Here is a 12841-nt window from a genome sequence, read left to right on the forward strand (position 1 = left end):
GAAACCGCGGCTTGAACTCAACCCATTTCCCCAAGAGCGGCGGGCCACCACAGCGGATGCCGAACCCTGCGCAAACAGCGCCAGACACGGGGTGGCCGACGCCGCTGGCCAACGTCGGCCATGTACGGCCTGACGTCGCAGACCAACTGCCGCCTTGGGTGCAATACCGCCAGGCCGCATTTCGAACACAGACGCCCTTCCAGGTGGTTTTGAGCGTTCCGATCGTGAGTTCGAGCCCGACGACGACCACGACCGCACAGAAGCGGACGCGCGAGCCAGAAGGTGCTGAAGAAAATGTCAAACGCTACAAGGCGGGTGAAGTCCAAGTGCCGCAGGGACTGCCGTCCCGAACAGACACGACGCCCAGCGGTTTCGGCGCTCAGATCTTGCCTTCCGTTGGGCAAGTCGCCTTTGTCACGGATATGTTGGAGGAAGCCCAACGCGCCGCCGTATTCATTGCCCTGACCAACACCACGCCGACCGAGGCGGTGTCGAGCGCTGGCAAAGCATTGGAAAAGTTGTTTTCCGCAAACCAACTGGAGGCTGCTGGAACGGTGCTCAAGGCCCTGGGCTTCAAGTTGCGCGTGCTGGAAATGGACACTGGCCATGGCTCCCAAAAAAAACGATCCGCCGTGATGCGGGCCATGTGGGATTTTGGCGCTCCTATCAGCTCCAGCATGATGGGCGCATGTCACGCATACCGCTCGAAAGACTCGTTCGTTACGCCGTGGTACGCCAGTTTGCGATTCCAGATCGGGCGGACTGGCCTGAGTTATGAGGGCATCGTCACCCACTACGCTTCGAGTGTGGTCATTCCAGAGCAACGCATGGGTGCACTCTGCGCCACGGTGGGGCACCTCAGCTGGATTGCTCCACCTTGGAACGGGAGCGGAGTCGAAGCACAAAGGAGCCATGAGGCAATGCGCAGGGCGTTGGTCAAGTTGTTCGACATCTGGGAAAAGGTGTACGACAGTTCGGACAAGCACGTGTTCCTGCAGCAGATCCTTTCTGCGATCGTGCCAGCGTACTGTTCTCCGCGAATGGCCGATGCCCTCGGCGATTTCGAGGGCGTTCCTGCCTGGTTAAAGCTACCGTTGCGCGCAAGGGCGCAGGCAGTCCTCGACGACAAGGGACCCAGATTGTTCGAAATGGGGTGGCTCGACAAACGTGTACGACACGTCGTGGAGCAGACGCCGATCCAGGCGCCCGAGATTTCGGGCGCGCCGCTCCCCAACTTCGTTGCGCCGATGTCCGCCGGGCATCCGATCTTGTCGCCGGCAAGTCTCCCGCCGACTTTGGGATCCGTCGCACCACATCACCTGCCTCCGCACTTGCCCCATCAACAGCCGTCGTTCCAGCGCACGTTGCCGGGCTGGCCAAGCGATTCCGGGCAGCTCAACAACACGGCTGTGAGAAGCGCGGCAACCCAAGCCATGGCGGCGTGCGACACGGGCACAGCCGCAGGCTTGAGAGACTTTATGAGTCGCATGGCATGGCTGGTCGGGTTGCCGAGCACGCGTGATCTCACGTTGGAACCTTCGCAGCGCGTGGAAGGCTTGTTCATCAAACTGCAGGAAACCGCCATCGTGTGTGCAAGCGGCGCTTCTCATGAATGGGGTAGCGAGCAAGCGTTCTGGAACACTGTCATCGACGAACTCCGCTCACCCGCGATGGATGCGCTGGGCCAAGTCATGGCGCAGCGGGCGGGGGAAGAGTTGGACGGCAGGCGTCTGAGCACGGGTGCCACCATCGCGATGTTCCATCAGCTTCTCGTGGCACCGTCATCCGGGTCAAGGGACCCCGACGATTGGGTGGAATCGGTTTGGGGTGAGTTTGGCTCCAATCCTTATCAAGGGGAGGATCTGGAACCGCTGGCCAGTTCGCAGTGGCTGCACGATGACATGTTCGCGAGCGGTAGCGGTTTGTCAGAGCCAGCACCGAACAACGCGACGGTGCAGCGCCTCGAGTTTCAGATCCCCGCGCGCGGCACCGCACAAGTTCAGCAGAGCGCGGCATTGCCCCAAACGCCTGACTGGGGTGCGCTGTGGTTGCCACAGACACCTGTTCAGAGCGCGACACCGCAGGCATTGCAAGGGGAAGAGCCTGACGCATGGTGAGCGCGTTTTCGAAGTAGCAACCCGGGCGGAACCCGGCACAATCGCGCTCCATGAACCACAAAGTGATCGTTGCGGGCGGGGGCATTGGCGGGTTGGCTTGTGCGTTGGCGTTGGCGCGCGCGGGCGTGCGCGCCGTGGTGCTGGAACAAGCCGATGAATTCAACGAGGTGGGCGCGGGCCTGCAGCTCGGCCCCAACGCCGTGCGCGTGCTGGCCGAATGGGGGCTGATGGACGCGCTGCATGCCTGCGCGGCGTACCCCGAGGCCTTGCGCGTGCGCGACGCCCACAGCGCGAAGTCGCTCGGCCACCTGCGCCTGGGCGCGATGTGCCTGGCGCGCCACCAGCAACACTACGCCACGCTGCACCGCGCCGACCTGCACAGCCTGCTCCTGAGCGCCGTGCGGCGGCGGCCGGAACTGGTGCAGGTGCGCATGGGCGCGCCGCTCGCGTCCTGCGAGGCCCATGCGTCGGGCGTGCGGGTCACGCTGGCGAGTGGCGAAGCCGTCGCCGGTGACGCCCTGATGGGCTGCGATGGTTTGTGGAGCCGCGTGCGCGCGCACATGCTGGGCGCGCAGCCCGCGCCAGCCGCCACCGGGCACTTGGCGTACCGCGGCATGTTGCGCACGGACCAACTGCCCGGGCCGCTGCGCGGCAACCACGTGACGGCCTGGCTGGGGCCACGGCTGCACGTGGTGCACTACCCGGTGAAACAGGGCGATTGGATCAATGTGGTGGCGGTGGTCGAAGGCAGCCTCAGGGCGAGCGACACCGATGCCACGACCTGGACGCACGAAGCCCGCGCGGCCGATCTGCGGCAAGCCATGGGCCCGGCGTGCGACGACCTCCTGACGCTGCTGGAGACCGTGCCCGACTGGACCTTGTGGCCCTTGCACGACCGCGCGCCGATGCAAAGCGCCAGCGAACAGGCCCAGGGCCGCGTGGCTTTGCTGGGCGATGCGGCCCATCCGATGCGGCCGTATCTCGCGCAGGGAGCGGCCATGGCGATCGAAGACGCGTGGACGATCGGGCGCTTGCTGGCGGATGGGCATGCGAAGGCCGGCGAACGCGGCGTGGATTGGTCCACGCTGTTCGCGCATTACGCGGCAACCCGTTGGCAACGCAACGCGCGCGTGCAACGGATCTCGCGGCGCAACGGCACCGTCTTTCACGCCCAGGGTGCGCTGCGCTGGGCACGCGATCGGGCCATGGAATTGCTCGGCGAACGTTTGCTGGACAATACCTGGCTCTACGACGGGCCACCCGAGCCCGAAGCCGCTCCTTGAGCGGCGCCTGTTTTTTCCCCAGAACCGAGGCAGACAACACCATGACCGCACCCAACTCCCCCGTTCTCTCGACCCGCCGCCACGCCCTGGCCACGGCAGCCGCCCTCGTGGCCGCCACCGCGCTGCCCGGCGTCGCGCTGGCCCAGGCTGGCGCGGCCGCCTGGCCCAACCGGCCCATCAAGATGGTGGTGGGATTCCCCGGTGGCTCTTCGCCCGACCTCACCGCGCGCCTGTTGGCCGAACCGCTGTCGCAGGCGCTGGGCCAGCCGGTGATCGTCGAGAACCGCCCCGGCGCGGGCGGCAACATCGCCGCTGCGCTGGTGGCGCGTGCCGACGACGACCACACCATCGGCTTGATGATCAACGGCAACATGACCATCGCCAAGATCCTCAACCCCGCCACGACCTACGACCCCATCAAGGACCTGACGCCGGTCTCGCTCATCGCCGTGGCGCCGCTGGTGCTGGCCGTGCCTGCCACGGTGGGCGAGAGCGGTGCCGCCTACATCGCGGCTGCGCGCGCCGCGGGTGACAAATGGAACTACGGCACCCCCGGTGTGGGTACCGTGGCCCACCTCGGCATGGAACTGCTCAAGTCGCGCGCAGGCATTGCACCAGTGCACGTGCCGTACCCAGGCAACCCGCAAGTGATCGCCGCGATGATGGGCGGGCAGGTGCAAATGTCGCTGCTGCCGCCGGGCCTGGTGATGCCGCAGGTGCGTGCCAACAAGCTCAAGGCCATTGGCGTCACGTCCGCCGGCCGCAGCAGCCTGGTGCCCGACGTGCCCAGCCTCACCGAGGCCGGCGTGCGCGACTTCCAGCTGGAAATCTGGAACGCCGTGGCCGCGCCCAACAGCCTGCCCAAGGTCCATGTGAACCGTCTGGCCACGCTGCTCACCGAGATCGTGCGGCGCGAAGACATCCGGCAGAAACTGTTTGGCCAGGGCTGGCAAGTCACCGGCACCGGCCCCGAAGGCCTGGCGCGCCGCATCAAGAGCGACACGGCCGCCATGTCCGAAGTCATCAAGCGCAACAACATCCAGCCGGGCTGACCCGGCCCGGCCGGCGCGCCGCGTCAATACGGCCCGACGGCGATCACCGGGGGCTGCAGGCTGCCTCTGTGAGGGTCTTGCAGCGGCGTGTGCGAGAAAGCGCCGGAATCGGGAGACGGACAGAACGCCTGCATGGCGCGCACCATGCGCTCGACCTCCATCTGCATCTCCGTCTGGGGGCCAGAGGAGGCGGCGGACACCAGCGGCGCGGCCTGGAGCTGTTGGGCGGCTTCGCGCTCGCGTTGCGCCCTCATGCGTTGCGCCTGGACCGAACTCATGCCTACTGTTTCCGCGATCTCGTGCCACAGCGCCGACCCTGGCCTGAAGGGCTCCGTGATGGGGTATCCGGCCATGGCCTTTTCCAGGGCGGTGGCTGTGGCCGGCAGTGGCTCGGTCAGTGGCAATGCCGCGGCCCGGGCCTCTGGCACGCTGGCGGCTGCTGTCATGCGGGCGACAGGGGCTGGCGGCGCTGGTGCCGCGCTCACCTGCAGCGTCACGTACTGCCCCACCGCATAGCCAAAGGCATCCGCACCCCACAGCACGAATTGCAGGGAGCCTACGTCGGCCGCTGCGGGCGTCGCGCTCAGTGTGCGGGTGGTCGCGTCGAACTTTAACCAGGCCGGCACGGCGCTGCCGTTGGGCATCTTCACGGCGTAATTGACCATGTCCCAAGGGTTGGGGTCCACCACCGTGTTGACGGGTACCGTGTAGCTGAAGCTACGGTCCGCCGTCGCTTTCAGGAGCGGTATGCCGATCTTGACGTCGGGGCGCTGGTTGGTCTCGATGCGGTTCACCCGGCTCTCGATCGTCGCCAGATCCCAGGCCGCGCCCGAGGCGAATTCGATGCGGTCGAGCTTGCGGTCCATCGGCTGTCCGCCGGATGAAACCGATCCGTCCTGAAAGTGGTTCTTGATCCACACCGTGCCCGGCTCGCCGCGCACGACCACCTGCAGGTGCTTGTCAACCCGGGCCAGTGCCACATCGGTTTCCAGGATGCCCTTGTCCAGGCGAAGTGTGTCCACCGAAGTGGTCACGTCCTGGACGTCCAGCCAATCGGCGCCATCGCCTCGCGCGTAGAGGAAGACGTCATCGCCTTCGCCGCCGGTGAGCGTGTCGTTGCCCCAGCTGCCCACCAGCAGGTCGTTGCCAGCGCCGCCGTTGAGGTTGTCGTTGCCACCCAGGCCGTACAGGTCCGAGTGCCGGCTGTCCCCGGCGTGGGTGTCGTCGCCTTCGGTGCCGTACCAGGACCGCTCGCGCACCGGCAGGGGCGTGCCATCGCCCAGCAGGAGCGAGGGCGTGGATAGACCGTCGGCGAATCGAATACGCAAGGTGTCCGCGCTGTGGGTGGTGGTGATGTGCCAGGTGTTGATGCCCTTGCCGGTGTCCCCCTCGTGTGTCCAGCTGATCTGGACCTGCGCGGCGTCCGTCACATCGGCCAGCCGAATGGTGCCGCTCACGGTGTCGATCACGTCGTTGCCATGGCCCTGGTGGTAGACGTACGTGTCTCCACGGTCCAGGACGATCCGGTCGTTGCCGGTGCCCGAGGTGATGAGGTCCGATCCCCTCGTGCCCAGAACCACGTCGTCGCCCTGGGTGTCGGGCGTGATGTGCTCAGGTGCAATCAGCGTGTGGAGCTGAACTTGCGTGCCGTCGGCGAAGCGCACGCGGGCGGTGGACAGCGCACCCTTTTGCTGGAGGGACACTGCGTCGATCAAGGTGATGCGATCACCTTGGTCGCCATAGTGCAGCACGAGGTTGTACGTGCTGTCGGGCGAGTCGGTCGCGCGCGTCCATTGCGCCCACACGCTTTCGGGCGCCACGCCGTCGGCGAATGCAAACACGGTGCGGTCCAGCGAATCGGCCTGGGATGGGGAAGACCAGGTGTCCTGGCCGTCGCCCAGGGCCAGGCGGATGGTGGTGTCGGGCGTGCCTTCGTGCGTGTTCGCGTGTTGCACCAGATGGTCGTTGCCACGACCGCCTTCCAGGGTGTCGCCCTGCGCACCGTACAGCGTGTCGTGACCGTCACCGCCCTGGAGCCAGTACGCGTCCTCGTCGAACCACGGGCCGCCCGCTTGTTGGAACGGCATGGGGTCTGCCAGCCGCCAGCGGCGGCTGTCCAGCGTGTCGTGACCGCCCTGGCCGTCGAGCACGCGGTGGCTGCCGTCGGCAGACCGCACCGAGAAATCGTTCTGGCGCGCCCAGAATGGGTACTGGCGCAGCACATCGCCGCCATCGAAGCGCAGGCTTGCACCCTCCAGTACATCGAGTACCTTGTCCGAGAACACCCACTGGTAGGCCCCGCTTGCGGGCATGACCACCGTGCTGCCGTCCTTGACGGATTCGATGCGGATCATCTCCTGGGATAGGGTGCCGATGAAGCGCGCGAACACCACGTCCGTGCTGGCCAGTGCGCCGGAGAAGTCCAGCGTGGTAGTGCCTTGGCCCGGGTCCAGCACATCGTGCCCCCAGCCATGGGCGAAGCGGTAGGTGGCCGTGCCGATGAGCTCGTCGTTGCCCGCGCGGCCTTCGAACACGTTCTCCGTGCTGCGCGCGCGGAACACGTCGTCCCCGGCCCCGCCGTGCAACGTCATGGCGAACTCGGGGCCGTAGATCTCATCGTTCTGTTCGCTGTTGCCCTGCGCCTGCAACAGGTCCAGCAAGCTGCGCTCTTGTCCATCGTCGAACGCGAACAGCGTGTTGGCCCAACGCCCGCGCGAGCCCGGCCAGTCCCGGAACTCGATCTGATCGACCTGGTCGCCGTACGTCACAAAGGCCGAGCGGTTGTTCGCGTCGCCAAACGTGTCGCCAAACGTCAGGCCCAGCGCGCCGTGGGAGGACACCCCTTGCAGCCGGATGCGCACCACGGCGCTGTCTTCCAGTTCCGCGTCGCGCCAGCCGGCGGTCACAACGTCTTTGCCATCGCCCAGCGAAAACACCAGTTCGTCCCGGGCGCCGGCGAGCTCGAACCAGTCCGAGCCCCGGCCACCTTCCAGCGTGTTCATGCCGGCTCCACCGGTGAGGTCGTCGTCGCCATCGCCGCCAGCGATCGTGTCGTCGTCGGCATATCCTTGCAGCCAGTCATGGTCTGGCGTGCCTTGCAGCAGCTGGGCCTTGACCTGCGCCAGGCTCCAGGCCGTGCCGTCGTCGAAGCGGATGGCGTCGAGCGCGTAGGGGTGCGCCAGGGCGCTATCCTGCTCAAAAAAGCGCTTCACGGTGACCGTGTCGGCGCCGCCGTCGAGCCGGACCCACAGCTCATCGCCACGGCGGTAGAGCTTCACGTCGCTGGGCGCGATGCCGGGCTTGAACTGCAGCACGTCCTGCTTGCCCTCGGCGGTGTCGACATGCCCCCAGTCGTCGGCCGCGTTGTCGATCGTGTCCTGCCCGTCGCCGCGCCCGAACAGGTAGGTCTGGCTGCCCTGGCCGCCTCGCAGGAAGTCGTTGCCCTTGCCACCATCGAGGCTGTCCGCCATCCCGGGATGTGCCGACTCGGGGATCTGCCCCGCATACAGCCGGTCGTCACCTTCGCCACCCAGGAGCACGTCCAGGTCACCGCCGTACAGCACGTCGTTGCCCGCGCCGCCGTCGAGCCGGTTGTGGCCGAGGCCGCCGTACAGGGTGTCGTTGCCCGCGCCGCCGCAGAGCTGGTCGTCTCCCTCGTTGCCCTCGATCTTGTCGTCCCCGCCCAGGCCATCGATCACATCGGGCGTCTCGTAGCCATAGATCCCGTCGTCGCCCTCGCTGCCCTGCAGCAGCATGTGCTGGATGTGTGCCGGGTCCCAGCCCGTGCCGTCGCTGAAGCGGATGGCATCGAGCGCGTAGCCTTGTCGCGAAGTGGGGCCTTGGTGGAGGTAGTCCTGCACCGTGACCTGGTCCGTGCTGTTGTGCAGGCGCAGGACCAGGTCGTCCCCCCTCCTGCTGACCGCGACATCGCTCGGCGCGATGCCGTCCTTGAAGCGCAGGACATCCTGTTCTTGGAGGGCTGCGGGGTCCTTCCAGTTTCCGATCGTGTCCTGTCCGTCGCCGCGGCCGAACCAATAGGTCTGGCTGCCGTAGTCGCCCCACAGGTCGTCGTTGCCCGCACCGCCATCGAGCACGTCCGATGCGCCCGCATGCGCCTTCAAGGGATGGGTGCCGGCATACAGGCTGTCGTCGCCATCCCCGCCCCGAAGCACGTCGCTGCCGCTGCCGCCGCGCAAGACGTCACGGCCTGCGCCGCCGTCGAGCCAGTCGTCGCCGTCGCCGCCCGAAAAACGGTTGTTGTTGGCGAGGCCCAGATAGATGCCGGCGTCCGCGCCACCCTCTGCTTCCCCTGTCGTGATCACGCCGAGTTGCCTCAGGTGCGCATGGAGCGGGGAGTCGACGGGCCAGGCGCCGGACCAACTGCTCAACATCTCGATGGCATTGAAGTCCACGGCGCGCAGGGTGTCGCCGGCAAAGCGCATCAGCTCCACAAGGTCTTCCACACCGGACCCAGGCGATGCGGCGTAGTGCTGCTGCAGCAACTGCGCCATGGCGCTGGTGTCGAAGGACACGCCGCTGTCGTCGATGCGCAGTTCGACGGCCTCCAGATACGGCTTCAATCGTGTCTGCGCGACCAGGGCCGAGTACACGCTGTCCTTGAGCGCGGCGTAGGCCTCCTGCAGCAGCGCGGTCTGTGCGGCGGGTGGGGCGATGGTGTATTGGGTTTCGCCGTTGGCGGTCTTCGCAGACTGTCCTGCGGGCATGGCCTGGCCCTGCGCGCCGAAGAAGCGGCTGCCGTTGAAGGCTTCGAGCACGGCCACGATCCTGCGGTACTCGGCCTTGCTCATGCCTGCTGGCGGGGTCAGGGTGACGCTGCCGCCCAGGTAGTCCTCCAGCTCGCGCCAGTAGCTGGAGGTCTGAGCCCATTCGGTGATCAGGCCACCGAGCGCGGCGAGCTGGGCGTCTCGCGTGGGGGCTGCGGCATAGGCGGCGAGTGCCGCTTCGAGTTCATCGGCCGCTGCGCCGCTCTGGCTCATGGCCGCGCGCAGGTTGCGCACCATGCCCGAGCCGTTCATCTGCGGCAATGCCATAGCGGCTTCGGTGAGCGTGACGGGTTGGCCGGTGTCGTCGACTTGCTCGGTTGGGATATGGGAGAAGAAGGGGTTGGCGTCCAGGTCGATCGCACCGACGGTGCGGCTGGTGCCGGCTTGCGTGTAGGTGGTGCTGAGGGCAACGCGGTTGTTGTTGAGCGTCTGCCCGGCTTGCGGACCTGTGGTGCTGCCGTTTACGCCGATTCCGGTGATGTTCAACGCGTCGAGCCAATGGAGTTCGTTGCTCTGGCTGAAGCCGTCCTGGTTGAGGTCGCGCCAGACTTGCAATTGGCTCCACGCGGCATCGGCGCTGGTGATCTGGCCGTCGGCGTTGGTGTCCAGGTCGGCGAGCGCGTCAAAGCCGTTGCGGGCGCGTTGACCGTCGCGCTTGAGGGTGCTGTCGCCAAAGAGTTCGTGACCGGAATCGATGAGGCCGTTGCCGTTGAGATCGCGCACGAGAAAACCGTCGTCTGCGGCCGCCCAGCCGGTGCCCGTCTTGATGCCGTCGGCGTCGTGGTCGAACAGGAGGTTGCTGCTGGCGGCAGTGAGTTCGAGGCCATCGCCGTCGAGGTCCAGGACCAAGGGGTCTCGGGGGAGGGTGAAGTTGCGGGCGGAGTTGAAAAATGAGTTCGAAACAGCGTCTATACCTGGGGGTTTCGGCAGATCGATTCTGTATTCGGGAGGAAGCATCTCGCGCATTTCCTCCATTCTTTTGTCCCATTGTTCGGCAAGGTCCCGCTGCAATTCTGGAGGAACGGGAGTGCCGTCTGAAATTTTCCTCCATTGGCCGGATTGATCTTTCAGATCCCGAAATGCCGTCCGATCTTCGTTTAGAACAATTTGTGGAACTAGATCACTTCCTTCGCCAACGCTGGAGGTGTGCGTCATAAGTATCGCAAGATTTATTTTGGTTGGAATCAAAAATGGTAGATCACCAAATTTCGCTATTGTGTTGGCAATTACTCGTATGGAAGTCCAGAATATGCGATTGCTCATTTATATACATCCCGAATAAAAAGAATGATCAAACACAAGAAAATACCGATAACCAATGCTTTTGCAAAAAAATCTTCGAATTCGGTAATTGAAATTTTCCGAAATTTAGGAAAAAGAAAATATAAAATGACGTACAAAAAGGCTATGCTAATAGTTATCGCGGCGTAGTGTTTGGGTTCCATGGTGTATTGCAACCTCCGGTTCTTTGAAATGACGTCGGCATCAGTATCAGAAGAGTTAAAGCGCCTCCATTGGCCTTGACAATACAAGTTTGATCCCATATTCATGCCTCCTTTATAAGAGAACGCATTAAAGGCAACTCCAGTTCGAATTTTCTTTCGGCGTCTCACACATACATCCTCCGTATTGCAATATAACCAGCAAACACAATGAAGAACAAAGTGTATAAAGTCAGGGTATTGGCGGGGACTCTAAATTTCGTTGGTGCAAGTACAAGAATTAGAGCAATCGCAACAAAAGTTACCAGCAATACCGGCTCATAAAATAGAACCACCGTAGGTTTTTCAAACGACACTACCCACTCCCTTCAAAATAACGACTCGAGAACCCGCCGCACCTGCAGCCGATAAAAAATGCAGCAAACACAATCATCTCGACGAGGCCGGTAGGCCGGCTTTTCTTCATGGCGCGGTGAAGGCCTGGCAGCCATGAAAACCATCAAGGACAACCGCCACAATAACCGCGAAGCGCATCGCTCGATACTTCCAAGGAGTATAAAAATCTACTAAATTTTGATGGAAATCCGGCTTTTTGTGGGTTTAGTACAACAAAAGCATCCGACATTCAGGTGCAGACCGTATCTGTCCGAGTTTTCTCTGCGTTTCGAACGCGTGAACGTGAAGCGCTTCAAAGCCGACGGTGTGGCCTTCAAATATCAGCCGATGTGCCGGGCCGTCCGAGATTGGCCAGGGCATCGAAACCTTGGGCGGCGCGCAGGCCGTTGCGCTTGAAAGTGTTTTCGCCTAAGAGTTCGCCCCCGGAGTCGATGAGGCTATTTGCCGTCGAGATCGCGAACCAGGAAGCCATTGTTGGTGCCCGCCCGGCCGGTGCCGGTTTTGATGCCGTCGGCGCCGTGGTCGAAGGGGAGCGCATGTCTCCAATTCAAAGGCACACCGGTCGCTGAACTTTGAAAATTGTCCAGAGCCCAAAGCAGAAATTCTCTTGTCAGCTTATTCATAAATTCTCCTGATTCCAATATAAATTACAAGCAAGACAAAAAACAATACATAAATACTAAATGGGTGCAGCTCTACAGCTAGTTTCCTTTGAATCAATATGAGTGTTACAGTACCAAACAAAAAGATTGCCGGAAAAATTGGATCGTGAAAAAGGATAAAAGTGGGTTTGTCAAACGACATCGAGTATTGATCTCCTGCTTGTCATGTGTGGTGTTGGTTTTTTGTGTGAAAAATACGGGGAGATTGAAAATGTGTACCCTCTCTTAAGAGCACACTCTTGATCATTTGGATACATCCCAGATAAATAGTATGACTAGGCACGAAAGAATGATGACTCCTAGCATTTTGGTGATTAATTTTTCAAATTCTACGATTGAGATTTTTCGAAATTTAGGAATTAAAAGATAGAGGATGACGTATGTAAATACTGTTCCAAGCGATATTGCAATGTGGCAATTTGGCTCCATCGGAGGTTATGGCTTTCGGGTTTCTAAATAAGAAGATGACGAAGCCGAGTACAACGGTTCCCCCATGCCCAATCTGGTTAGGCGGCATCCGCGCAACCGTTAGAAGCCACAAAAATCCCTTGCCAATGAAGAAAAAGCACGCATCGACAAGGGATAGCAGCAAGGTGTCCCTATTGATCTCGTCGTGTCATGGTTTTGAACCACCCATCTTGCTCAATTTTTCATCCAGAAACTCAATCTCCGCGCTGTGCTTCAAGAAATTCAGTGGCACTCCACCCGGCAATGCCGTAATGGCCTCTTTCAAATCCGATAGCAACTCCTCGGTCAAAGGCGCATGGCCCAACGTGAACAAACCTTTCACCAGAAATTTGAACCAGCAAGAGCGGCTGAGGGAATCGATGCGCGACGACGTGGAGCACATGTCGAAGAAACACCACGTGCCTTTCCAATGGAAGGCATAGCCGGAGAAACCGGTCGTCTGCCGGCCCCAGATTTCAATCAGAAAGGCATGGCGACCGTGGTCGATGGTCCAGTCCTCGATATCGGGCAAACCCCCGATGGGCGGAAGATGGTGCGCGGTGCGCAGACTCTCGAGGTCGTACCTCTTCAGTTTTTCGCCCGTGATGTATTCGTTGGCGACTGACATGCCATTGCTCCCTGAACATGCGTGAATGAA

6 protein-coding genes are annotated in these 12841 nt (G+C 62.4%); 3 read left to right on the top strand and 3 right to left on the bottom strand.

The window, feature by feature from the left end; all coding sequences use genetic code 11:
* Positions 1-11 precede the first annotated feature (11 nt).
* Genes F9K07_RS09760 through F9K07_RS09770 form a run of 3 tightly spaced genes read left to right on the top strand, consistent with a single transcriptional unit; the run spans position 12 to position 4452 of the window.
* A complete protein-coding gene (locus F9K07_RS09760) occupies positions 12-2117 on the top strand; it encodes a hypothetical protein (RefSeq protein ID WP_159592105.1) in 2106 nt (701 codons plus the stop codon).
* A gap of 50 nt (positions 2118-2167) precedes the next feature.
* Positions 2168-3400 (top strand): FAD-dependent monooxygenase, encoded by a 1233-nt coding sequence (locus F9K07_RS09765; RefSeq protein WP_159592108.1) that lies wholly within the window; start codon positions 2168-2170, stop codon positions 3398-3400.
* 41 nt (positions 3401-3441) lie between these two features.
* Positions 3442-4452, top strand: a complete 1011-nt coding sequence (locus tag F9K07_RS09770) for a Bug family tripartite tricarboxylate transporter substrate binding protein (RefSeq protein ID WP_159592111.1) — start codon at positions 3442-3444, stop codon at positions 4450-4452.
* 23 nt (positions 4453-4475) lie between these two features.
* On the opposite strand, the gene F9K07_RS09775 is transcribed toward F9K07_RS09770, so the two are convergent.
* The 3 genes from F9K07_RS09775 to F9K07_RS09785 all read right to left on the bottom strand — a co-directional run bounded on the left by F9K07_RS09775 (position 4476) and on the right by F9K07_RS09785 (position 12811).
* Positions 4476-10085: a calcium-binding protein gene (locus tag F9K07_RS09775; protein WP_159592114.1), complete on the bottom strand. Its 5610-nt coding sequence runs from the start codon at positions 10083-10085 to the stop codon at positions 4476-4478.
* A 1426-nt stretch (positions 10086-11511) separates the two neighbouring features.
* A complete protein-coding gene (locus F9K07_RS09780; protein WP_159592117.1) occupies positions 11512-11697 on the bottom strand; it encodes a hypothetical protein in 186 nt (61 codons plus the stop codon).
* Positions 11698-12352: 655 nt separating this feature from the next.
* Positions 12353-12811, bottom strand: coding sequence for a hypothetical protein (locus tag F9K07_RS09785; RefSeq protein WP_159592120.1), 459 nt, complete (start codon positions 12809-12811; stop codon positions 12353-12355).
* Positions 12812-12841 lie beyond the last annotated feature (30 nt).

This window comes from Hydrogenophaga sp. BPS33 (assembly GCF_009859475.1).
Classification (GTDB): domain Bacteria; phylum Pseudomonadota; class Gammaproteobacteria; order Burkholderiales; family Burkholderiaceae_C; genus Hydrogenophaga.

Excerpts from the sequence above, each read along its gene's own strand:
- F9K07_RS09770 (WP_159592111.1), top strand. The coding sequence starts at position 3,442 with ATGACCGCACCCAACTCCCCCGTTCTCTCGACCCGCCGCCACGCCCTG.
- F9K07_RS09785 (WP_159592120.1), bottom strand. The coding sequence starts at position 12,811 with ATGTCAGTCGCCAACGAATACATCACGGGCGAAAAACTGAAGAGGTAC.
- F9K07_RS09765 (WP_159592108.1), top strand. The coding sequence starts at position 2,168 with ATGAACCACAAAGTGATCGTTGCGGGCGGGGGCATTGGCGGGTTGGCT.
- F9K07_RS09780 (WP_159592117.1), bottom strand. The coding sequence starts at position 11,697 with ATGAATAAGCTGACAAGAGAATTTCTGCTTTGGGCTCTGGACAATTTT.